Below are 23,318 nucleotides of genomic sequence, written 5' to 3'. Positions count from 1 at the left end.
TCCTGATGCTAAATTAAATGTGCTGGTGATAACCACTCATCAGAGCGGCACATGAGTGTTTCTTGTTGAACCCTGCTTTGTATCGTCCGGTAGCCTGTCGAGTCGAAGGACAAAGTCAACACGCCGGTTTTTGGCCCTGCTCGCTTCATCGCGATTGGGAACAAGCGGCTGATCAGGACCAAAACCGATAGCAGAAATGCGTTCCATGTCAAGCAAGTCTCCCTGCTTGAAAAAGCGCATGACCGAGACGGCACGGGCCATGGAAAGATCCCAATTGCCGATAGGATTTTGGGAAACTTTCACATCGTCAGTGTGACCTTCTACGAGAAGCTTCATCGGCAAAGGGCGAATAATGTCTGCAATGTTTCTGAGGAGAGGATACGCGGTCGGAGGAACCTGTGACTGACCTGGTTTAAACAGCAGCGATTCATTTACCCGCAGAATAATGGTATCGCTGTCTTTCTGGACCACGTCGACATCATCATTCATGTTTTTCATCTCAAGCTGCGCCTTAAGGCGTTCATGAATCTTGGTTGTCATCTCCTGTTGGACCGGGGTGAATTTTGTTTGCGGTGGCGAAGGCAGGATGGGCAAGGTGAACTCTAGTTGGGATGGCTGTTTATGCATACCGAAGGCATCTTGCAAAGAGTTGGAGGCTTGGGTAAACCTGACCGGGTCCATGCTTGCCATCGATAAGAGCAATACAAAGAAGGTGAGCAGCAGGGTCACCATGTCGGAATAGGTGACCATCCACATTGGTGCACCGGCGGGACAACTCTTTTTCTTTTCTTTTTTTTGTTCCTGAGGAGCCTGTTCTTCTGCCATGATCTGGTCTCCTTGCTACTTGAACATCGATTCACGCATCTTCGGAGCGATGAATGAATGGAGTTTTTGTTCCATAATTCTCGGGTTCTCACCCGAGAGGATGGATTGCATTCCTTCGATAATAAGGGTTTTTTGCAGCACTTCCGATTGGGAGCGGAGTTTTAGTTTACCTGACATCGGTGTGAAAATGATATTAGCTAGAACTGCACCGTAAAAGGTGGTGAGGAGAGCGACAGCCATGGCAGGTCCGATGGATGACGGATCATCCATGGTCTGGAGCATCTGGACAAGACCGATCAGGGTGCCGATCATACCCATGGCTGGGGCGTAAGCCGCAAGAGAAAGAAAAATCTCAGCACCTTTTTCATGGCGGAGTTCGATATACTCAATTTCGGTAGAGAGCATGTCTCTCAGGGTTTCCGGTTCCTGGCCGTCAACTGCCATCTGCATGGCCTTGATGAGAAATGAATCCTCAACACTTTCCATGGCACCCTGCAGGGAGAGTATACCCTCTTTCCTGGCTTTGTTGGCGAATTCCATCAACTGGACGATCATATTGTTGATCGACGATTCTTTGTGGAGTAGGGTTTTTTTGGCCACGCTGACGGCACCGAAAACCTCGCTGAAGGGGTAATGAACAAAAGCTACGCCGATAGTGCCACCGATAACGATCATTGCAGAAGGGACGTCGAAGAAAATAGAGAGCGGCCCGCCCTGAAGGATCGCCATGATCATAAGCCCGAAGGCTGCACCAATGCCGATTATAGTTGAAAGGTCCAAATAACACTCCTCTAAGTAAAAATAGAGACCTTTGTGGTTCTCATTGTTATGATTGCAGTCCCAACATGCCAACAGAACATCAGGATATACAAATGCTTTCAGTCTGATACTCACGACAATCATAGACCTTTGCTTGTGAAAACTCAAGAATGCAAAAAATATTCCATGAGAAGAAATTGGATGGTAAGCAGGTTATTAATGATAATGTATCGCAAAAGAAAGGCAGGATATAAAAAAAGGCTGAATCCAATTGGATTCAGCCTTGTAGTGGCAAAGCGAGTGTCAAAATGTTGACACGTTAGCGTTTCAGATTGATCAACTCGTTCATTAGTTCGTCAATTGTGGTGATGATTTTGGAGTTTGCTTGGAAACCACGTTGAACGGTAATCATTCTTACGAATTCAAGTCCCATATCAACGTTGGACTGTTCAAGGGAGTTTGTAAAAACATTACCAAGCTCTTCTCCAGGTAAACCTACCCTGGCAACACCAGATTCGGGAGAAGCGAGGAAAAGGTTGCTACCGGCAAGCTTAAGAGAGCCAGGATTATTAAAAGCTCCAAGGGTAATGTTTGCAAGATAAATATTCTTTCCGTTGGCATACGTAGCAATAACCGCGCCCGCCTCATCTACGTTTACTCCTGTCAAGGCACCAGGGCCGAAACCATCTTGTTCTTTGGATATGACCGACGATTCGGAGTTGTATTGAGTGGTATTGAAGGTGATATTAATGTCCTGAGCAGTGCTGCCGTTTAACCAGTCGAGTGAAGCTCCGGGAATGGTAATCGTCGAAGGTATGGTGACCAGATCACCGTTCCCGTCGAAGGTGAGTGTTCCTGCAGGAGCAGGTCCAACGCCGACTGAGCCAATTGGTGTACCCCTAGCATCCTCGGCTGTCCAATACACGCTCCAGACATTCGGGTCTCCAGGAACTACCTCAGGCCCACCTGTTTTCTTGTAATACGTTGTCATGAGATGGGATGTGCCAAGAGTATCGTATATCTCGACTGTTGTCGAATAATCAAACGTGTCCGGGTCGGTATAGTCAAAAGGAATTGGGACGGCCGGAATCACTACAGAAGCATCGAGGTTGGTTGTGAATGAAACTTCAGCGGTTGGTTCACCAGGAGCCATTCCAAGATTATTTATCTGAATCACGCCAGGAACTCCAGGTGTAAGGGTCCCATCGGGATTGTATGGGAGGCCTAGAACATTATACCCTTCTGGGTTGGTAAGATAGCCGTCTCGGTCAAAGCGGAAGGACCCTGCTCTGGAATAATATACCGTTTCATCACCTTCTTGTGTGAGCATGAAGAATCCTTTACCTTCAATGGCTAAATCAAGTGATGACTCGGTTGATTCAAAAGTCCCTTGGGCAAAGTTGCCATCTACGCTGGAAAGCCCTACGCCGCGCCCGACCTGAGATTCGCCACCAGAACCACTGATAGAAGCGGACAGAAGATCGGCAAAAATGGTCCGAGATCCTTTGAACCCAATGGTATTGGTGTTTGCCAGATTGTTACCGATGACAGTCATCGCCTGGGCATTGGTGTTGAGACCACTGACGCCACTGAATAATGCACTTGATATACCCATTGTTTACTCCTTCGAATCCCTTTTGCTTTTCATGACCAGCCTGGCAGCATGATTTGGTGATTTGTGCGGCGACTTACTAGTTCTGCACCGTAGATGTTTCGGCAACAATTGCTGTTTCGCTCTTGGTCGTATTTGTTATTCTATATATCGGATGAAAGTGTTTTCATATTTAATCATTTCAACCATTTTCATCTGCAATCTCTTGATCAATCTTGCTTGTGGGGTCAAAAACCCCAAAAATGGTATTGAAAGATACATTTCCCGAACCGGTCAATAATGTCCCCCCGGTCGTTCCATCAAGATCTGCACCCGTGACGATTGACCGAACAATGGATTCGACAGACATATTTTCACCCTGGGTATTTTTTGCTTTAATCAGTATGGTGTAATTCCCTGGCCCTGCTGCATCACCTTTGGAATTAAGCCCATCCCATGTAATGTAATGTGTACCCATATTCAGCTCTTCACCCTTTAATACCGCTACCGTTGCACCGTCTTTTTGGAGTGCGATAGAAACATCAGTAGCCTCTTCATCAAGACTGTAGCCAAGCGTTACAGGTTGGCCGTTAAAGGTGAGGACATCTGATTTGAATGCGACTTCTTTACCGATAGTATTAAGGGCAGTAAGTTTGTCACTGTTCTGGAAGGAGGATACAAGATTTTCCATACTGCCATTGAGGTTAAATAACTGCTCTAGCTGGCTGAACTGGGCTAGTTGGGCTGTGAACTGGGTCGGGTCGTCTGGGTTTAGAGGGTCCTGATTTTTCATCTGGGCGACCAGTAGCGAGAGAAAATCCTCTTTGCCAAGGATGGATTTGTCCTCTTTGGATGTGCTGGCGGAACTCTTTGTCGGTGAAGATGGAAATAGTGCGTCGAGAGCGCTGGTCATAAGATACCTCTATGCCGTAATATTGACACTGGTTGACGTCTCATCACCGGGTGTGACGATGCTGTCAAAGGTGTCGTCGAAATGAGTGTCGGAATAATGACTTTTTGTATTGGTTAGATTCTGCTTGTGTGCTCCCTGGTCCTGGAAAAGGTCAGAGTTGCTGATAGACTCAGGAGCGGTCGAGACGAGAATTTCTTCAATTGAGAAACCCTGACTCTCAAGAATCCCTTTGAGCCTGGTCATATTCCTTTCAAGCAGTTCTTGTACCTGACCGCTCTGGGCTATTACATGGGCCCTGATCGAACCTTCTTTTACAGTCAGGTTGATATCAAGATCGCCAAGTTCTGCTGGCTGAAGTTGGATTCTTAACCTGGTCTCTTGATTTTGCATTTGAATTTGAAAACGTTCGGCCACCTGTTGTAGTAAACTATTGTCATGAATAACTGGTGAAAGTGAAACTGCCGGAGATATAGGTTGCGGGATGGCAGGAGCGTTGTGTGATGAATTTGACGCTATTGCAATTTGGCTAACCTCAGAATAGTTGAGGGGCTGTCCAGTCGAGTTCGTGAGAGAATTGGGCGAACTCTGGTTCAGTATTATGGTGGCTGTTTCTTGCTTTGAGCTAAATTGCTGTTCGTTCCCTTTGCTGCTCTTTGCTTCGGTTTTAATTTGCATCTGCTGCTCGTGAAATTGCTGCCGAAGGGGATCACTGGCAAGAGGACGATATTTTTCCTGTGAGTCAACAGTAGGTGATTTGATGGAGGTTAACTGATTCAACGAGACCATTAGTGGAGATGTTTCGGTTACGATTTGCTGGGGCGTGTGCATAGCGACCGGAGAGCTAGTGGTACTCGTTATTGGGGGTTGCTCGGTGATAACTGTAAGATGACGAAGGCCCTGTTCCAGTGCAGGTATAGCTTTTTGCAATGTGGGTACAACTTTTTGCTCAGTAAAATATCCGGAAATTGTTATGGTTTCCTTCCCAGTCATTGATGCATCAGTAGGCCAAAGACTTGGCGAGGGTGATGATGGGGAAGAAACAGATTGGGTAATATTGGCACCGTTAGATACGGTGACGGTTGGTTGTAATGTGGTTGAGGCCGCTGGATCAGTATCCTTTGGAGTCGCGGGACTAGTGAAAGCTTGCTTTGTGGAAATGCTGGGAGATTGTGGCGAGAGTGTGTACTTTTCTGGAGTCTCCGCTTGTGTCGAAAGGAGAATTTGTTCCTCACCTGCAACTAGCAACAGGTCATTCTCCACTGTTGAAATTGTTGAAGGAACACTTGGGGTGTTGGCTGTAAATCCTTTCAAAACGATGTTTTGAGGGATAGTTGAATCTGTGCTTGCCATCTGGGGAGAGAGGTTTCCCAAGAATATATTCACCAATTCAGGTGCGTCGGACATATTAGATTGTGAGTTGTCATCGTTGGTTCCAGATTGCGAAGCTTGGATACTGGTGGTGTCAGGCTCTACAAATGGAATGGCTTCAGTAGTCTCAGGAGATGTCGTATGCTGCTCGCTGGTGCCTTGTGATTCATCTTTAGAAGATTTCGGGAGGTTGTCTTTAGGTGGTTGTTGATCATTGATTTTTTCAGAAAAAACTTTCCCAAATATTGATTCGCTCCCCTGGCTGCTACCAGGGTTAGTAGTGGGGGGGGATGTCGGTTGCGACGGGGTGAGAAGGGGAGCAATATTCATCATAAAGATTCACTCAAGCTGAATTGTCGAGAATGTTGTACTGAGTTCCTTAGCTTTCTGTTGGGATATCTGGTCAAGTATCTTGGCTGCCGATTTCACCTTCATGTTGGCAAGGAGGTCTGCGGCAAGCTGCTTATCCAGTCCGGCGAGGGCAAGAGCAGCCTTGTCCGGACTCATCTTTTCATAGATTTTGGCCAGTTCCTGAGTCTTTTTCACTTCTTCTTCGGATTTGGCCGCAAGCAGCGTTTGTATCTGTTTACGAAGCGCCTTCATTTCTTCAAGTTTGGCATCTATCTCCGCTAGTTTCTTATCGACACCCTCCTCGATGCTCTTTAGCTCGATTTTCTTCATATCAAGTTCCTTTCTCTCCTCACGGATACCGGCACGCTCGGTCTCGACAGAATTATAGAGTCGACGTTCTTCAACAGAATTGAACTGTTCGGGAGAGGGTGTACCATTCTGAGCTATGACTGTTGCCGATATGATTGTGTTGATGAGGAAGGCCAGGATGATAACTGCGGCCCCATTGCCGATGGGGTTTGTGATCCGCAAAAAGAATCTGTTGTCTATGAAATGATCTGTCATCGCAGCCTGCTATTTGTTGTGGAAGATAATGGCGATCTCATCGAGTATTGCCGCTTCCTTTTTGTTGAGATACTGTTGCCAGTCTGCGTTTTGCCGTTCTTTGAGTTTTTCCATGACCTGTCTGTCTTTGGCTTTTTTCATCAGCTCTTTTCGTGTTCTGGCAATGTGTTCGCGTTTCTTTTTCAACTCTTTTTCCAGTTCGATAACCCGTGTTTTGATGTATTTGAGGTGCTCTTCATGGTGAATAAGTTCCATGATATTCACACCTATTTCCTGAACACGTTCGATGGTCGCCACCAGTTGGCGGTAATGATCCTGTTCTTTCTCGAGTTGATGCCTGACCTCTTCTTCAGCCTGCCTGGCCTGAGCGAGATTGTTTTTGGCAATATCCTCAAGTCGCTGCCGGTAATCGAGTACCGTATCGAGACCAAATGGTTTCATCTCTTACGCACCACAATTCAATAGAGGCTAGCGATCGCCTTCCCGACGGTTCTTCGGCTGAACGGTCTCGTCCTTTCGTTCGCTGAGAATTGAACCAAGCTGCTCTATTGTCGTTTTAAATGGTGTCGATTCATTGAATCGCTGCTGCAAAAACTCATTGATAGGGTCTATCTTTCCTAAAGCATAATCAATTTTTTCGTTTGAGCCTCTGGCGTAGGCGCCAATGTTTATGAGGTCTTCAGCTTCCGAAAATGTTGCCAGGACATTTCTTGCCCGTCCTGCAAGTTCTAGGTGGCGTGACGAAATAATGTCGCGCATGACCCTGCTTGCAGAATTCAGTATATCGATTGCCGGATAATGGTTGCGGGCGGCAATGCTTCTCGACAATACTATATGGCCATCGAGGATGGATCGGACCGAATCGGCTACAGGTTCGGTCATGTCGTCGCCGTCGACAAGAACTGTGTAAATCCCTGTGATTGAACCCTGATCGCGGAAGCGTCCGGCTCGCTCAAGCAGCTTGGGAAGAGTTGCGAAAACGGAAGGGGTGTAACCTTTGGTGGTCGGCGGTTCACCCACGGCCAGACCAATCTCCCGCATAGCCATGGCAAAACGGGTAACCGAATCCATCATGAGCAGGACATTCTTGCCTTGCCTGCAGAAGTATTCGGCTATGGTCGTGGCGACAAAGGCTCCGCGCATTCGGAGCAGTGGTGACTGATCAGAGGTGACGACCACCAATACTGAACGGGCAAGACCTTCATTGCCGAGATCACGTTCAATAAACTCACGAACTTCACGGCCGCGCTCGCCGATAAGGGCGATAACGTTGATATCGGCTTTAGCGTAACGAGACATCATACCAAGCAATACACTTTTCCCGACACCGGAACCGGCCATAATGCCCATACGTTGGCCCATGCCGCAGGTCGTGAGGCCATTGATAGCACGTACACCGAGATCAAGCACATCAGTGATATTCTGGCGCTGCATCGGCCCGGGCGGTGGGGCGTAGAGAGGCAGTTCCTCGGTAAGGGCAGGAGCTGGTAAACCGTCACTCGGTCGTTCCATGCCGTCGATAACACGGCCAAGAAGGTTTGGGCCGACCTTTATCGTGGCACTGTCGCGAATAACCCGTATTCGACTTCCCGGTCCAAGTCCACGCAAGTCCCCAAGGGGCATCAGTAGCGCTTGTTGGTCCCTGAAGCCGACAATTTCAGCAAATACCGGTTCGCCTCCGTCTCGGGGGATTATCTCGCAGAGTGAGCCAATTGATGAGGAAGGGCAATAGCCTTCAACGACCAGACCGATGATACGTGTCACTTTGCCCCAGACCTTGATGGTGTTGAGACTGGCGAGATGTGAGATTTGAAGGGGGGGCATGAATTCGGCTACCAGAGTTATGGTGGTTGTGTGGGGCTATTGTTCGTGCAAATGCTCTCGAACTATCTCCAGCTGGCTGGTGATTGTGCCGTCTACGGTGCAATTATCCGACTCGACCCGACAGCCACCCCGGTCTACGGTCGTATCTTTTTTGACGACAATGTTGTTGAGACCGTTCATTCCAGCGATGAGTTCATCAGCTTTGGCGGCAATCACCGTATAGTCATCAGGATGGACATAGATGTAGAATTCTCCTGATTTGACCGCTTTTTGAATTGCTTCCTCAACAGTGTCAATAATGGTCTCGCTCTGTTCCTGAACGGAATGGCGAATGATTTTTTCAGCGATGGCGATGACCAGATCCTGGATTTCGCCGACACTGTTTTTTATGACGGTTTCACGAAGGGTGTCAAGTTGTTGACAGACAAGTATCAGGGCTGCTGTTGCTGATCCAAAATCGTGTTCTGCCTGTTGCAGACCTTCAGTAATCCCCTTTTCATAGGCTTCAGCCACCAGTCGATCTACCTCGGCATGGGGCACGCCAGGTGGAGGCTGTGGAGGGGCAGGGATTTTTTCTTTTTTGGGTTGTGCTTGGGTAGTGCTTTCCTGGTGAGTTTCTTGTGCTGGCTTATCAGGAGGGACGGACGTCGGTTGGATTTGCGCCCCGTTGTTTACTGTCGGCTCAATTTTTTCCGGTGCAGCCTTTAGGCGCACAGTTTCTGCGGTGAGTTCCTGTCGCTGAAACCCTTTATCATTGAGTCGAGAAGAAATGATGGATTGATTGAAAACAGGTGGTTCCACCAGCCTGGCGCTAATGATGTCCTCGGGCTGGAAGGTATCCTGTGTACTGTAAACCTTAGACAAATTCATCTTTTCCTCCGGCGCCGATAACCAGTTTACCTTCTTCTTCAAGCTTCATGGCGATCTTGACAATGGACTGCTGCATGAGCTCAACTTCTGAGAGCCGGACAGGACCCATTGCATCAAGGTCGTCACGTATCATATCGGCAGCGCGGGCTGACATGTTTGCAAAAATCTTTTCTCGCATTTCGTCGGAGGCGGTCTTCAAAGCCAGAGTGAGGGAGTCATTATTGACTTCTCGTAGAATAAGCTGGAGAGAGCGACCATCGAGGGCAACCAGATTTTCAAAGGTGAACATCTTCTTTCTGATCTCTTCCGCCATGTCAGGGTCAGTCTCTTCCATGGCTTCTAGTATCTCGGCGTCGATATTATCTTTTAAATGCCCAAGCAGGTCGACGACTTTTTCGAGTCCTCCGACCTGCCGGTGTTCGGCGCTTGCAACAAGGCCAATTTCACGATTGAGTGCATCATCGATTCGGGAGATGACCTCAGGTGAAACTTTTTCAATTTTGGCAATTCGATAGACGACATCGGTACGTTGCTCTTCAGGGAGATGAGCAAGTATTTCACTGGCATGCTCGATGTGCTGGGTTGCAAGTACCAGGGCAACAGTCTGGGGATGCTCTTTTTCCAACAAACCTGCCACCATTCGTGGATGCATAAGGGCAATGGTCTCAAGGGATCGGGTTTCGGTGCCGGAAATAAATTGTTCAAGCAGTTGTCTGCCGCGAGAATCGGTTGAGATCGACTCGAGGGATTTTTTTGCAAAATCACGGCCTTTAACGAAAAGTCCGGCATAGTCTTGCTGGGATTTCCTGTAGCTCTCCAGCACTTTTTCCTTAATGTCCGTTGGGATATGGTTGATCGTTGCCATGGTTCGGGTAACCTGGCGGATTTCATCATCGGACAGCTCAGAGAAGATCCGCGCTGTGGCTTCTTCTCCGAGGCAGATTAAAAGAACAGCAGCCTTGTTGAGGCCGGTGAGTGTTTCAATTCCCATGCACTTATCCTTCCTGGATCCAGTTCTTCACGATATAGGAGGCGGGGACCTGGTTTTGCATCACTTCCCGTCTGATTCGAACAATATCGTCATCTATTGAAGGAGGCGGCTCCATTCTTTCCTGCTCTTCAGCCGCAAGGCGGGCGGCCTGATCCCGCTCTAACTCCTCAACAGTCTTGTAATGTTGGGTAACCTCGCCTTTCATCGTCTTGATCACCGGCCGTATAAGTAGAAAATAGAGCAGAAGTGCCCCAAGGGAAACCAGTCCAATCTTGATAATCGGCAGATACTGGTAGATCGATTCCGCGATGAGGGGGCTTTGATCCTGATCGCCAGCGCCAGGGGGTGTTTCTATAAAAGGCATAGAGATAACATTAATCTGATCGCCTCGCTGAGGACTCAGGCCGAGAGCTGCAGAAATCATGTTTTGTATGGAAGTCAGCTCTTCTGGAGTACGGGTTGTCTGCAATATCTTTCCATCAGCGTCTTTTTCTTCTTTGTCGGCGACAAGTACCGAAACAGAGACCTGAGTAACCGTTCCTACCGGATTAACGATCTTGCTGACCGTCTTGCTGATTTCGTAATTGGTGGTTCGGGTATTACTGCTTGATGACGGGGAGGTGGTGCTGCTGACTTGGGTATTGCCCTGCAGGTTGGATTCTACACCGGGAATGCCTCCTTGGCTGGTGGTGCCACTAGCTTCCTGGGCGATCTGCTCACTACGGATCACAGGCTCTTCCGGATCAAACAGCTCCTCCGTCTTTTCTACCTTGGAAAAATCGATGGTAGCGGTAACCCGTACCATGGCCTTATCTGTGCCCATGGTCTTGTCGAGAAGATCCTGGGCTCGCATTTCCATGCGGTGTTCCACTTCCTGCTGGAAGGCGAGCATATCGACGGAGAGCATTTTGTCTTTATCGGTGAGTTCGTCAGACTCGAGTACCATTCCCCTTGAATCGATCACTTTGACATTCTCTGGCTCAAGGCCGGGTATGGAGCCGGCCACCATATGGACGATCCCTTTCACCTGCTCACCGCTCAAGGTGCGATGAGGTGCCAGCGTAACAATGACCGAAGCAGTGGTGAGTTTTTGCTGGTCCTTGAATAATCGCTTTTCAGGGATAGCCAGATGGACACGGGTCGATTCGACAGGCTCGAGAGATGAAATCGTACGTGCCAGTTCTCCTTGCAATGCCCTGGTATAATTTACCTTCTGGACATAATCCGTGAGGGCAAAGCTCTGGTTGTCAAATACTTCAAAACCCACACTTCCTCCGCTTGGTAACCCGTTGGCAGCCAAATCGAGGCGGGTCTCATAGAGTTTGTCGGCGGGGACCCAGATGTTTTTACCGTTGTTTTTCAGAGAGTAGGGGATTCGTTGGGCTTTTAGCCAATTGACAACCGAGGCAGCATCCGACTCTGTCAGGTTGGCATAGAGCAGCTGCTGGTCGGCGACCCTCGCCTGGATTATCAGCACCGCAAAGAGCGCAATACAGATGAGAAGTACCGCACCTGTGGCGATTTTTCTCGGCATTGGCCAATCCTTTGCCAGCTGCAGGAAGTTTTTCCTGGTCGGGGCCTGGGGGGTGGCAAGTCCGGTTTCTGCATTTCTCTGGAGTTCAGCTTCCATACTTTCGTTCCTGTTAAGCTCTTCCGTGAGTAAAACTCATTGTTCCGGTAAGTTGAGGGTAAAACATTGTGCGATGCAGACATGTAGGCCTGAGAAAATTCAGGGGATTATGCTGGTTCTTATGTTCATACAATTCGAATGCCAGTTCTGTAAAAAGAGGTAAACTTTATACACGCATCAGATCTGCAATCGCATGATTTCTTCGTAAGCCTGTTGAACCTTGTTGCGCATCTGGACTAGCATGCGAAGGGAAATATCTGCCTCCTCGATGGCGATCATCGCCTCATGGAGATGCTTTGCATCACCGGTTTGCACCTTATCAGAGGCGACGTCACCTGCAACCTGTTGCTGGTTCACTTCATTGATGGTTTTTGTGAGCAGTTCGCCAAAACCCTCCTTGGCTTTACTGACACTGCTGGTGTCGGGTTGCCGGAGCGGCAGGGGATTTGCCGGACTTATGAGAATGGTATTGTTCATAGGTTATTATCCTCCTATTTCCAAGGCTTTTAATGCCATTCGTTTGGCGGATTTGATAGTGGTCACATTGGCCTGGTAGGATCGGGTGGCGGACATCATGTCGACCATTTCTTTGAGTACACTTACGTTTGGCATTTCGACGTATCCTTCTTCGTTGGCATCAGGATGAGAAGGATTGAAGACTTTCTGCGGAGGTTCCTGGTCTTCGATGATCTTGGTGACCTCAACTCCCTGGCTGGCATTACGGAGGTTGCTATCCAGATGTTCTTTGAAGCTGACTGGCTTTGACTCAAAATAGACCGATTTTTTCTTATAGGGTCCACCTTCTGGGGTCGAAGTCGTCTCAACATTGGCGAGGTTTGAACTGATGGTGTTTAATCGTATGCGGTTGGCCTTCAGGGCGGATCCGCTTATTTTGAAAGTCGTAAATAAGTCCATAGAATTTCTCCTGTTTAGAAGTGACCGGAGCCTGTTACTGTCCGCCGGAAACGACATACTTGATCATGCCGAGTTTCTTTCTGAGCAGTTGGGCTGCGGCTTCGTATAGCAGCTCGTTTTCTGATAGCTTCATCATCTCTTCGTCGACACTCACCCCGTTTTCGTCACCGATTCCTGTCTGGTCTGGTGTGGTGGTGATTGTTCCGCGAACCGATTCGAGGCTACCAAGGGTTGGGGCGATATGGCGCTCATTTGAACCGGCGAGGGGCAAGACGGTACTTTTGGAGACGGCGCTACGTAGTTCATCTTCAAAGTGGAAGGTCGCAGGCGAATATCCTGGTGTTTCGGCGTTGGCAATATTAGAGGCAATCACCTGTTGGTTTCTGGCTCGGAGGTCAAGGACCTTGGCCAAGATTTGCGTGCTGGAATCAAACGGCGATGTGTGGATCATTTAGTATATCTCCTGTAACTGTTCAGCATTTTATGGATTTGTCATCTTTTCGATGCTGGAGTTCAACTCAGAGTATTCAATTTCTTTTTGGGCATACTGTTTCCAAAGGTCATCTGTTCCTTTGTCGACAATTTTTCGGAAGAGTTTTAGGGCGTTCTCTTCATTACCTTGCTTACGCTCAATCTGTGCCAGCCGAAACAGGGATTGTTGACCAATGGTTTTGCTATCGACAAGAGCCGTAAAAAGTGTTGCAGCACCTGGGTAATCGGCCAGTTGGTATTTGCTCTCTGCGAGTCGGAATTGGGCGTCGATAGGAAGTGGTATCTTCCTGTCGTTAAGTCTCTCGAGAACTTCTCGGCTACTGGCGTAATTCAGGTCATGAAAATAGATATCAGCTGCCAATAATTGTAACTCCGTATTTTCAGGTAGAGGCGAAGGCAGTAGTGCTCCCGCTTCATCAAAGCGGGAGGTGGCGATCAATGCTTTTATGCGAAGCAGCAAAATTGCGAGATTGTCGTTTCCTTGGCCGTAGTTGTAATTGTATTGGGAACCAAAATCCTCAACAAGACTGTACTCTCCCTGCTCAAATGCCGCTCGAACGAGTGGCAAAAAGTACTGTTCGCGTTTATCTACATCACTCATCTCGAGCAGGTAGAGGTACACTCGCTGGGCTTCACTGTATATGCCGACCTTCTGGTAAGCTTCGGCAATTTGTGCCAGTAACTGAAGGCTGATCCAATTATTTTGGAAGAGTTCCCTGTTTTGCTTGGCGAGCACGAGGGCCTCCATGTTTTTTCCTTCTTTGATGAGTCGCTCGATTTCCCCTGGCAGGAGATCGATCAGCAGGGCCAAGGCGCTGTCCCGAATATCCGATATCCTGAAATTCCGTAAAAAATCGGTTAAGAGTTCAATGGCCTTGCCTTTTTGGCCTATGAGTGACCAGACGATGGCCTCTTTGAATGATGCTTCCGCCACTGTAGGTCGTAGAACAGAAGTTGCGGCAATCTGATTGTATTGATCAGCTGCTTGTTTGCCCCAGTTCGTATTGTAGAGAAATTTCAGATCGGTTTGCTTTATGGCTGCCCGGGATCCGGCTTCAGTGTCGGGGAAGGCATCTGCAACCCGTGCAAAGCCTGAAATGATGGTGTTACCGCCTTGGAAATGGAGTTCCGCCATACTGGTTCGATACGATATCAGTCCAAGAGCAGCGGTATCGCTGACCCGCGGGGCAAGCTCGCGATAGCAGGAAGCAGCCTGTTCAAACTTTTTCTGGAGATAGATGGTGTTACAGTAGCCATTTTGCGAATATGGATGGGCGTGGAGTAACGTACTGTCCTTTAAAAGCACATATGACACGTAGGCTTTGACGAGCTGGGCTGTGCCGTTGTAATAGTCGCCTTGCCGGAGTTCACGAATTTTCTGCGTGTTGCCGGGGAAGGCAATATCATCTCGATTAAGGAGCAGTCGGGCTTGTTCAAACTGTTTTGTGGCAAGTGCCGTTTCGACCCGGGATAAAAGAAGGTAGGGTGCAAGGGGGTGATCAGGAGTTATAAGCTGCTCCATCTCGCGAAAGTTATAGTCGGCCAGGTAAGGGTCACGGAATTTGGCATCGAGCAGGATAAGCAGGTATTTGGCGATAATGCCGATATGCTCATCAGGGTATTTTTCCTTCAGCAGATAGAGTTGCTTAAAGGCCCCCTCGTAATCACCGGCTCGCAAAAGCACTTCGCCATAGGTGAGGGCGATCATTTTCTGGTTTTCAAGTCCATTGGGCGCCTTTAAAAGGTCGAGAAAGAGTGGAACAAGGGTGTTCCAGTCGCCTAATGCGGCAGTTTGCAACATTTCGGCTGGTAGTAATTCGCTGTTCTTTTCAAGTCCAGGGGGAATCAGGGCAATAGCAGGAAAAGGGGGCGTGGTGTATTCAATTGGCACAGAGATGTTGATTGGCGGCTCATATAACTGGATAAAACTTTTCCAGTTATATGCATAGGGAGACGAGAGCAAAGGGTTGCTATAATCAATCTTTTCTTCTTCCACCACGGTGAGTCCCTTGAGGCGTTCTGAAAGATCCTGGTACGAACGGCTGTAACGATTACCCAGAAGGATTTCGAGAACAAGTTTCCCGTCACTTGATGTATCAAGTTGGACCTTCTGGGGTTGGTAGCGGAAGAAAAACGAGACGATTGTCATGTCGTTACGGGTAGTCGGAACAACCCTGATGATACGATCATCGGTTGCGAAAAGTTGGAATTCCTCCGCCCTTCTCGTTTTCTCAAGGAGTATGTCGATACGTTTATTACCGATTTTCTGAGAGTATTTTGGCAAGCTGTCAAAAGAAAAAAATACCTGAGCGATATCCTTGCCATCTGCTTTGGCAATTTTCACAAGCGTTGACTCCGCCGCAGCATTATGATTGCAGAAAAATATAAAGAGGCAGAAAATGGCTATGGTCGTTTGTTTCATTGGCATATAGATTGAGATATGTTTTAGTGATACTCTGCAATATTAATACCACTTGTCGTTCGATTCCTTCTGCTGGTAATTTTATGATATATTTATGATTATGTATGAATTCGGTGGCTCACCGGCCTGATTTCTCATGTCAAAAAAATGACACGATGTCTCTGAAACCTCTTTCACACGTGATATGAAATCTTTCCCTCATTTCTGTGTGTCATTTTTTTGTCGAAAATCTCAAGCGCGAATTTTTCAATCTGTTTACAGTGCACGCGAGTTTGAGATAGGCTTGTGGCTGAGACATTTGCGGAAAAAATCTTGTGATAATTTTGAGCAAAGGGCTCGAATGATATTTTTTTTCATACAGAATTGATTTTTCCTGTTTCAAACTGCTATTATTCCTCAGTGGATATGAAAACCTATTAGCCCGTGCGGTGATTGCAGGCTTTAGCTGTAAATGTGATGTTTCGTTTTGGATCGGTTGTTCCGGATTTTAGGGTAAATACCGATGTTATTATTATGAGAGGAGAATAGAATGGGTAAGAACGTATTGCTGGTCGATGACTCAAGTACCATGCGCAAAATCATTGGCCGCTCCCTGCGACAGGCCGGCATTGATTTCGATAATATTTTTGAGGCAGGTGATGGACTGGAAGCCTTGGCGGTATTGGAAAAGGAGAAGGTGGATATAGTCCTTAGCGACATCAATATGCCAAACATGGATGGTATCTCTTTTTTGCGTGAAAAAGCCGGGCGGGCCAACATGAAAAATATTCCGGTGCTCATGATCTCTACTGAGACTGGGGACGATATCATCGGCGAAGCAAAGTCGCTCGGCGCTGTGGGGGCTATCAAAAAGCCGTTTACCCCTGATAAGGTCAATGAGGTACTTGGACCGCTTCTGTAAATCTGCCTAAGGAGCCTTAAATGGATCTTGAAGATAAGATCATTGCGTCGGCGAAAGAGATATTTTCGTCTATGATCATGATGGAAATAGATGTAACCGATGAGGTGGTTACTGGAAGCCAGTCTCTGGAAGACAGCATCTCAGGGATTATCGGGCTGGCTGGTATGCGTAAAGGTGTTCTGGCTATCCATCTTCCAAATTCCGTTGCCATGGCCATTACCGGGAATTTTCTTGGTATGGAGGTGACAGAAATAAACGAAGATGTGGAAGACGCGGTGGGTGAACTCGCCAACATGCTTGGTGGGAATGTAAAAACTATCCTTTCTGAAAAAGGTAGAGATATAGAGCTATCCATGCCGTCAACCATAACCGGTAAACATTATGATTTTCAGACAACCAAGGATGCGGAAAGACATGTCATCCCGTTTGTCAGCGATGCCGGAAAGTTCAGTGTTGAACTGCAACTTGAAAAATAGCGCAAAAAGTGCTTAAGAAAATGACAGAGTCCGTCAAGGGGGCTCTGTCTTTTTTTTTGTGAGATGAGAGAAAGCGTATGACCGAAATAGAAAAACAACTGGACCTCGCGCAGGAGATTATATCTGCCACTCAGGAGGTCTTTTCTTCCATGCTGATGATAGATGTCACCGGAGAGGACATCTCTGCCAGCGGACGCAGCGTCATTCAATCCAATATGACCAGCATGATTGGTCTTGGCGGAGGGGTGCGGGGGATGCTGGCGGTACACTGCCCAGCAGAGGTGGCCAAGGCGATTACCGGTGGTTTTCTCGGTATGGAGGTTGAGGAGCTTGATGAAGATGTTAAGGATGCCATTGGTGAGATTGCCAATATGGTCGCCGGTAACCTGAAAATCGCCTATGCTAACGGCGGGGTAAACGTTGAGCTTGCAATCCCCACCTCCGTTATCGGCAAGTCTTTTCGATTAAGTGGTATTGGCGGTGCTATCCGTCACTATGTCTCCTTCCAGCTGGAAAGCGGCCCGTTCTGGGTCGAACTCATGTATGTTCTCAGTTGATATTCCCCTGATCTAGTTATAAAGTTTTAGTAGCACCCGGCCGATACGAAACTATCGGGCGGGTGCGCTGGGCGTTTTCCATTCGTCATACGCACCTGATCGGTCTCTGAGCCATTCGATACTGATCGAGATTTGTTTATGCAGGAACGCAGTGTCGGTGAAGACGAGGTGGAAACTTTTGAGGAGGCTGGATGAACCGTTGAAGTTCACACCATTTTCGGGTTTGTTCAGAAAACGGGCATGACAACCGCTTATTTCAATACGCTCGGTGGTGTACTTTCATCAACCGGCTGACAGGTAGACGAGAAACCTTGCATGGACGCAAAAAAACGCATCGATAAAATCCTCTCTGCTGTACATGAACAGGTAGCGGAGGAGATCAAGGTTCTGCTGGGTGTGGAGTTCTCCCTCGGCGATTCCCACAATGATCTCGTCAGTAAAGAGAAGTTTTTTGATAGCGTTGCCGGCAAGCAGGTTGTTGCCCGAATCGATCTGGCCGGCGAGGTTGAGGGAGTTGGTTGTTTGGTTATTGGCATCAAGGATGCCATTCGCCTCGGTGGAACCCTCATTATGCTTCCCGACAGTGAACTTGAAGAGGTGGTCGGGCGCGAGGAATATACAGGGGAGACCGAAGATTCATACGGCGAGATTGCCAATATCGTTGCCGGCGCATATACCAAAACCTTTGAAGAGATGCACAGCAACGCCTTTCGTTTTGTACGTAAGGCGCAACAGGTCGTTATCCCGGTAAAGGTGGATATTGCCGGCCCCGAACCCATCCCCGATCAGCCTTACTATCAAGTCTCCTGTTCCATGAAACTGGAGGGGCGGCAGATGGGCGATATCCATATGCTTATGCCGGCAGCTCCGTTAGGATTACTGCCGAAGGAGAAAGAAGTCGCCGAACCGCCCCAGGTCGAATCCTCCGAACCTGTTGCTTCGCCGACCGATGAAGCAACTGAGTCCTCTATCGCTGCCATTCCTGAACCCCCCGAAGCCGTTATCGCAACATCTTCCATAGCGGAGGATGTCGCTTCACCACAAACCGCCTCAGCTGTACCCCGAAAGCCAGGCGATGCGCAAAAAAATAAAAAGCGTATAGATAAGCTGCTTGAACTCTGTGAGAAAAAGCTGGGAGAAGATCTCTCTTCACTGTTAGGTGTTGAGGTGAAATTCTCTGAAATTGACAACCGGTTGATATCAAAAGAAGATCTTTTTTTTGAAGAGTTGCAGCGAAAACAGGTGGTCACCGATATGGAGATCGTTGGTGATCTTCAAGGTAAAAGCTACTTTTTCACCGACCTTAAAGACGCCATTCAGCTAGGCGGCATTCTTATCATGCTGCCACCTACCGAATTGGAAAATGTCGTAATCGATGAAGATTTTGGTGAGGATGCGCGTGATGCCTTCGGTGAAGTAGCCAATATCATTTCCGGAGTATACACCTTGATGTTTGAGGAACAGTATCCGGAGAAAATCCGCTTTATCAAGAAAGGGATGCAACAAGTTGTGCCCTTGAAAGTGGATGTCGCTTCAGACGAGCCTTGTCCAGATCTGACATATTATATGAGCAGTATGTCGCTCACGGCCGACGGTGACCACCTTGGAAGAGTGAGGATGCTTTTACCTGCATCCCTGTTCCAGCTGGATGCGCAACCAGAGCAGGCACAGGCTGCCTCCGTCGACGAACCTGCAGCAGCCCCAAAAGCAGTTGTTGAAAAAACGGAGGAACCCCAAGCTGCTCCGGTGGTTGCTCCAGCAGATGAACGAAAGGGACCTCCACGTGATCCAAAGTTTGACGTTGGCAAGCACCGGAAACGTGTAGATAAGCTGCTGAAAGAGTGCCGCAAGAAGATGCAGGAGGAGGTGGGCGCGCTTCTGGGGGCAGAGGTTACCTTTACCGAAATGGAAAACCGGCATATCACCAAGGAAGAATTTTTCTTTGATGTGGCAAGCGGTAAGCAGGTGGTCACCAACTTTGATGTGGTTGGTGAACTTGAGGATAAAAGTTATCTTTTTCTCAGTTTAAAAGATGCCATTCATCTTGGCGGCGTTTTGATCATGCTGCCCCCCGCCGAGCTTGAGTCGGTAGTGGTTGATGAAGAGTTCAGTGAAGACAGTCGTGACGCCTTTGGTGAAATTGCCAATATAATTTCAGGAGTATATACAGCGGTTTTCGAAGAGCAGTATCTGGCGAAAATTCGGTTTGTCAAAAATGAGCTTGGGGTGGTTGTGCCGATGAAAGTCGATATTGACTCCGGTGAGCCGATCCCTGATGTTGAATACTACATGAGTACCATGTCCCTGGGTGTTGAGGGGCATGCCAAAGGCAAGGTTCATCTGCTTTTTCCGGCGGAAATGTTGATGCTGGATTCGAGGCAGGAAGTCATGCCAGAGCCGGAGCCGGTTCAACCTGCTTCTCCGCCGCGGGAGGTATCTCCAACCGTTCAGCATGTACCTGTCGATATCCTGGTTATCAGCGATGATGAGTTTGAAGCGGCAAGGTTAGTGGCTGTCGCAGAGAAACGGGGATTTACCATAAGGCAGGTTTCTTTTAAAGATAACATTAAAAATGCTATCACCCAGGAGCTGAAAGCGGTTTATATTGTGATGCGGGAAGTGAATGAGCAGGCTTTTGGTATTGCGATAAAGATAAGTTCTTCCTGCTCGCTGCCGCTTATCGCAGCCGGACCCGACTGGACCCGCAGCCGTGTTATAAAGGCGGTGAAGTACGGAGTAAATGATATCCTGCTTACCCCTGCGAGCGCTGAAGATATTCAGGAAAACCTAGAAAATAACCTGGTTCAGATGGCCGCCTGATCCCTTAGAAGGCCTATAATAAAGCGCGAATGACTCATTCTCCCCAAAGACTGTTTAACGATTTTTTCTTAATTTTTTCCAAAAGTGTGGTTCGTTTGAGATTGAGCAGACGGGCTGCTTCCTTTTTGTTACCGTCAGTAAGCTTCATTGCATGCACTATGAGTTCAGTCTCAAAACTGTTGATCAGTTCTCTGAAATCTACCTGACCTTCATGCCAGGGGATATTTTCTATCGAATTCGTTGCTTGAGCAAGATTTTCTTCAGACGATTCGGCAGGTTTCCCTGTAGGAGCAAGGTCGGTGGATGGCTCTGCCATGATACTCGCAACGAGCTCTCGTAAATGATGAAATTTATCTGGAAGATCATCAAATTCAACCTGTCGGCCGCCAAAGAGAATTGACATGTGCTGCACCAGGTTTTCGAGCTCGCGAACATTGCCACGCCATTCAAAATTCATAAGAGCGAGAAGGGCGGCTTCGGAGAAGGTGAAAGGTTCCCTGTTTCGTTTGCCTGTAATACCATGGACAAAACTATCGATAAGCAGGGGGATATCTTCACGTCGGTCTTTTAATGCCGGGATGTTTAATGGCACAACGCTGAGCCGGTAATACAGGTCTTCGCGAAATCGTCCTTCGCTGACCAGCTGTTCAAGATCGCAATGAGTGGCGGCAAGGACTCTAGTGTCCACAGGAATCGGTTTCAAGCCACCTACCGGTTCAAATTCCTTTTCCTGCAGGACACGCAGCAGCTTGGCCTGGAGTGTCGGCTTCATATCCCCAATTTCATCGAGAAAAAGGGTGCCGCCATCCGCATACTGGATTCGCCCGATCTTGTTGCTGCTGGCCCCGGTGAACGCCCCTTTGGTGTAACCAAACAGTTCGCTTTCGAGCAGGTCATCAGGAATGGCCGCGCAATTGACAGGGACAAAATTCTTTCCACTTCTTGAACTCTGGGCATGAATGGCCTTGGCGACCATCTCCTTGCCAGTGCCGGATTCGCCTCGGATGAGCACGGTCGAATCGTCGTCTTCAGCCACTCTGGTGATGAGGTCAAACAGGCGTAGCATGGTGCGACAAGAGCCGATCATGCCGTGAAAATTGACATCCTCGCGAGGTTGCGGTGACGTGGAATTTTTAGGCTGAGACTTTAGATGTTCGAGGGCTCGGGTTATGGCAATGGTTGTTTCAGCCGGTTCGATGGGGGTGTAGAGATACAAAAAGACATCTAGGCTGAGCAGCTGTTTCACCAGTTCTCTGCGACTGGCGGGAATGAGCGGCAAAATAATGATGGCGGGATGGGAACGGCGTAGCTCGCGGACCATCTCTATTCCCTGTTCCGGTAATTTCGCTGAAATATCGACAATAAGGATGTCCGGACAATCTACATCAAGGTAACCACGCAATTCTGCTGATACTGCTGTCATCCGAATTGCAGCATTGAATTTGTCGCGGATATGGTTGGCAAGTACCTGACTGTCAGGTGTTTGGGGAGCCGCGATGATGATGGACGGTGTTGAAGCCATAAATACAACCAGATGATTTGCAAAAAGAGATGAAAATGAAAAAATCTGCTGATATCAAGTAAGACAATCAGTCGTTCACTCGACTATCTGAGCAGCAGACAAGCGCGTGTCTTTTAAAGGTTCGGATCCGACTGCATGAGGTCGGCTAGCCGACTCGAGGTTCGGCGCATATAGAGGCTCAAGAGCCGTGCAACTTTCTGGATCACTTTGACACCGAGAATTGGAGAACGTTCAGTCAGCAGATCGAAACCTTTGTCGGTGAGTGTGACCATGGTAGTTGGTTGCTTGGCAACCACCGTTGCCGAGCGTGGCGATTTGTCAATTAACGCCATTTCGCCTATGGAATTCCCCTTGGTGAGTCGGGCAATGACGATGTTTTGACCGGTGTCTGACTTTTTCATTACCTCAAGCAATCCCTGGACAACAAAGCCCATGAAATTACCTTTATCACCTTCCATGAAAAGATACTCACCACGTTGCAAGTGCACGTAACTCATATGTTTGGCAAGGAGTGTCAGCTCATCGGTGTCGAAGCTGTCAAATACCGGAAGATGCAATAGAAAATTTCTGGTATCCTCTTCCGTTTCTGAGAGTTGTTTCTGTGACATGGCGGGCTCGGCGAAAGTAAGTTTTTCAATTGGTTACCGTGTCGCAATCATGTAAATTGCAAGATCAACAATAATGGTTAATGACATGAAATGACATAACATTAGAGCTTGCAAGGTGTTTGTGACTGTTTTTTGACACTTGTGATATTTTCAACATTATCATAACAAAAGAACAATGAACAGATATCATTTAACAAAAAAACATTAAACAACGTGTGACCCTGGGCCATATATCTGGTGAAAACAGAGCCCCTTTGAAGTGCTACAAAGTCGCATGGTGGCGGAAAATTGACTTTATTTATGTGAAACATGAGACTAATGTTGATTATCCAGACATTTATCCTGTTTATTCTAACTGTTACCAGTTTCGGGATGGATGCTGGAAGGATATTACGCGGTAGGGTGGAAAAGGTAATAGATGGCGATTCGCTTATTGTAAGGGAAGGAAAAAGAAAATATGAGGTTCGGCTCTGGGGGATTGATTGTCCCGAGTATGGCCAACCGTATGGAGCCAATGCCCAAAAACTGAGTAAAGCGCTTCTTTTGAATAAAAATGCTCAGGTGGTTGTGAGAACGCGTGACAGCTATGGTCGATATGTAGGTGTCGTCTATCAGGGAAATTTAAATGTAAATGAAGAATTGGTGAGGCGGGGGGCAGCCTGGGTGTACAAGCATTATTGCCGCGAATCCATTTGTGACGAATGGAAGTCGTTAGAGAGCAAAGCTCGTTTTGAACAACGTGGTTTATGGAAGGTGAAAAAACAAGTTGCCCCCTGGCAATGGCGGAGGGACACCCACTGATGCTGCTATGGCAAAGAAGGCGATAACACGGATTCGATCATCTCTCATCATTCTGGATGGTTCGGTTTCCATGCTCTGATGTGATGAAAACAAGAGTTTTGCTTTCTGGTTATCTCAT

22 protein-coding genes are annotated in these 23,318 nt (G+C 47.9%); 5 read left to right on the top strand and 17 right to left on the bottom strand.

Going from position 1 to position 23,318, the window contains the following annotated elements:
• Positions 1–39 precede the first annotated feature (39 nt).
• The 15 genes from BUF15_RS17835 to BUF15_RS17765 form a co-directional block, all read right to left on the bottom strand.
• On the bottom strand, positions 40–825 hold the full coding sequence (locus tag BUF15_RS17835; RefSeq protein ID WP_073615067.1) for an OmpA/MotB family protein: 786 nt from the start codon (positions 823–825) through the stop codon (positions 40–42).
• Positions 826–840: 15 nt separating this feature from the next.
• On the bottom strand, positions 841–1,605 hold the full coding sequence (locus tag BUF15_RS17830; RefSeq protein WP_073615108.1) for a motility protein A: 765 nt from the start codon (positions 1,603–1,605) through the stop codon (positions 841–843).
• Positions 1,606–1,903: 298 nt separating this feature from the next.
• On the bottom strand, positions 1,904–3,199 hold the full coding sequence (locus BUF15_RS17825) for a flagellar hook protein FlgE (RefSeq protein ID WP_073615066.1): 1,296 nt from the start codon (positions 3,197–3,199) through the stop codon (positions 1,904–1,906).
• A gap of 178 nt (positions 3,200–3,377) precedes the next feature.
• On the bottom strand, positions 3,378–4,088 hold the full coding sequence (locus BUF15_RS17820; protein WP_073615065.1) for a flagellar hook assembly protein FlgD: 711 nt from the start codon (positions 4,086–4,088) through the stop codon (positions 3,378–3,380).
• A 9-nt stretch (positions 4,089–4,097) separates the two neighbouring features.
• Entirely contained in the window at positions 4,098–5,789 is a 1,692-nt protein-coding gene (locus BUF15_RS17815) for a flagellar hook-length control protein FliK (RefSeq protein WP_073615064.1), read from the bottom strand.
• Between the two features lie 6 nt (positions 5,790–5,795).
• A complete protein-coding gene (locus tag BUF15_RS17810; RefSeq protein WP_073615063.1) occupies positions 5,796–6,371 on the bottom strand; it encodes a MotE family protein in 576 nt (191 codons plus the stop codon).
• Between the two features lie 9 nt (positions 6,372–6,380).
• Positions 6,381–6,812 carry a flagellar export protein FliJ gene (gene fliJ, locus BUF15_RS17805; RefSeq protein WP_073615062.1) on the bottom strand — a complete coding sequence of 144 codons (432 nt, stop codon included), beginning with the start codon at positions 6,810–6,812 and terminating at the stop codon, positions 6,381–6,383.
• A gap of 27 nt (positions 6,813–6,839) precedes the next feature.
• On the bottom strand, positions 6,840–8,195 hold the full coding sequence (locus BUF15_RS17800) for a FliI/YscN family ATPase (RefSeq protein WP_073615061.1): 1,356 nt from the start codon (positions 8,193–8,195) through the stop codon (positions 6,840–6,842).
• A 36-nt stretch (positions 8,196–8,231) separates the two neighbouring features.
• Positions 8,232–9,065 carry a FliH/SctL family protein gene (locus BUF15_RS17795; RefSeq protein ID WP_073615060.1) on the bottom strand — a complete coding sequence of 278 codons (834 nt, stop codon included), beginning with the start codon at positions 9,063–9,065 and terminating at the stop codon, positions 8,232–8,234.
• The gene (gene fliG / locus BUF15_RS17790) at positions 9,052–10,056 is read right to left on the bottom strand and encodes a flagellar motor switch protein FliG (protein ID WP_073615059.1); all 1,005 of its coding nucleotides are present in this window, start codon (positions 10,054–10,056) and stop codon (positions 9,052–9,054) included. The genes BUF15_RS17795 and fliG overlap by 14 nt, the downstream gene beginning before the upstream one ends.
• A 4-nt stretch (positions 10,057–10,060) precedes the next feature.
• A complete protein-coding gene (fliF, locus tag BUF15_RS17785; RefSeq protein WP_073615058.1) occupies positions 10,061–11,686 on the bottom strand; it encodes a flagellar basal-body MS-ring/collar protein FliF in 1,626 nt (541 codons plus the stop codon).
• Positions 11,687–11,863: 177 nt separating this feature from the next.
• Positions 11,864–12,163 carry a flagellar hook-basal body complex protein FliE gene (gene fliE / locus BUF15_RS17780; RefSeq protein ID WP_073615057.1) on the bottom strand — a complete coding sequence of 100 codons (300 nt, stop codon included), beginning with the start codon at positions 12,161–12,163 and terminating at the stop codon, positions 11,864–11,866.
• A 6-nt stretch (positions 12,164–12,169) separates the two neighbouring features.
• Positions 12,170–12,601: a flagellar basal body rod protein FlgC gene (gene flgC / locus BUF15_RS17775; RefSeq protein WP_073615056.1), complete on the bottom strand. Its 432-nt coding sequence runs from the start codon at positions 12,599–12,601 to the stop codon at positions 12,170–12,172.
• 34 nt (positions 12,602–12,635) lie between these two features.
• On the bottom strand, positions 12,636–13,052 hold the full coding sequence (flgB, locus tag BUF15_RS17770) for a flagellar basal body rod protein FlgB (RefSeq protein WP_073615055.1): 417 nt from the start codon (positions 13,050–13,052) through the stop codon (positions 12,636–12,638).
• 30 nt (positions 13,053–13,082) lie between these two features.
• On the bottom strand, positions 13,083–15,437 hold the full coding sequence (locus tag BUF15_RS17765) for a tetratricopeptide repeat protein (protein ID WP_159441325.1): 2,355 nt from the start codon (positions 15,435–15,437) through the stop codon (positions 13,083–13,085).
• Positions 15,438–16,044: 607 nt separating this feature from the next.
• Between BUF15_RS17765 and BUF15_RS17760 the strand changes: the two genes are divergently transcribed.
• The 4 genes from BUF15_RS17760 to BUF15_RS17745 all read left to right on the top strand — a co-directional run bounded on the left by BUF15_RS17760 (position 16,045) and on the right by BUF15_RS17745 (position 20,269).
• On the top strand, positions 16,045–16,416 hold the full coding sequence (locus BUF15_RS17760; RefSeq protein WP_073615053.1) for a response regulator: 372 nt from the start codon (positions 16,045–16,047) through the stop codon (positions 16,414–16,416).
• 20 nt (positions 16,417–16,436) lie between these two features.
• The gene (locus tag BUF15_RS17755; RefSeq protein ID WP_073615052.1) at positions 16,437–16,892 is read left to right on the top strand and encodes a chemotaxis protein CheX; all 456 of its coding nucleotides are present in this window, start codon (positions 16,437–16,439) and stop codon (positions 16,890–16,892) included.
• 77 nt (positions 16,893–16,969) lie between these two features.
• Positions 16,970–17,449, top strand: a complete 480-nt coding sequence (locus BUF15_RS17750) for a chemotaxis protein CheX (protein WP_084554158.1) — start codon at positions 16,970–16,972, stop codon at positions 17,447–17,449.
• A gap of 315 nt (positions 17,450–17,764) precedes the next feature.
• Positions 17,765–20,269: a hypothetical protein gene (locus BUF15_RS17745; protein WP_073615051.1), complete on the top strand. Its 2,505-nt coding sequence runs from the start codon at positions 17,765–17,767 to the stop codon at positions 20,267–20,269.
• A 34-nt stretch (positions 20,270–20,303) separates the two neighbouring features.
• Here BUF15_RS17745 and BUF15_RS17740 read toward each other — a convergent pair whose 3' ends face one another.
• Together BUF15_RS17740 and BUF15_RS17735 are read right to left on the bottom strand one after the other, a co-directional pair.
• Positions 20,304–21,791, bottom strand: a complete 1,488-nt coding sequence (locus BUF15_RS17740; RefSeq protein ID WP_073615050.1) for a sigma-54-dependent transcriptional regulator — start codon at positions 21,789–21,791, stop codon at positions 20,304–20,306.
• Between the two features lie 113 nt (positions 21,792–21,904).
• Positions 21,905–22,399 carry a cyclic nucleotide-binding domain-containing protein gene (locus BUF15_RS17735; RefSeq protein WP_084554156.1) on the bottom strand — a complete coding sequence of 165 codons (495 nt, stop codon included), beginning with the start codon at positions 22,397–22,399 and terminating at the stop codon, positions 21,905–21,907.
• 318 nt (positions 22,400–22,717) lie between these two features.
• Here BUF15_RS17735 and BUF15_RS17730 point away from each other — a divergent pair, with 318 nt between their 5' ends.
• Positions 22,718–23,200, top strand: a complete 483-nt coding sequence (locus tag BUF15_RS17730; protein ID WP_073615049.1) for a thermonuclease family protein — start codon at positions 22,718–22,720, stop codon at positions 23,198–23,200.
• Positions 23,201–23,318: the final 118 nt, after the last annotated feature.

The sequence above is a fragment of the Desulfopila aestuarii DSM 18488 genome (assembly GCF_900143695.1).
Classification (GTDB): Bacteria; Desulfobacterota; Desulfobulbia; order Desulfobulbales; family Desulfocapsaceae; genus Desulfopila; species Desulfopila aestuarii.
The sequence above is the reverse complement of the archived record's forward strand: the minus strand, read 5'-3'. Positions and strand labels throughout refer to the sequence as shown.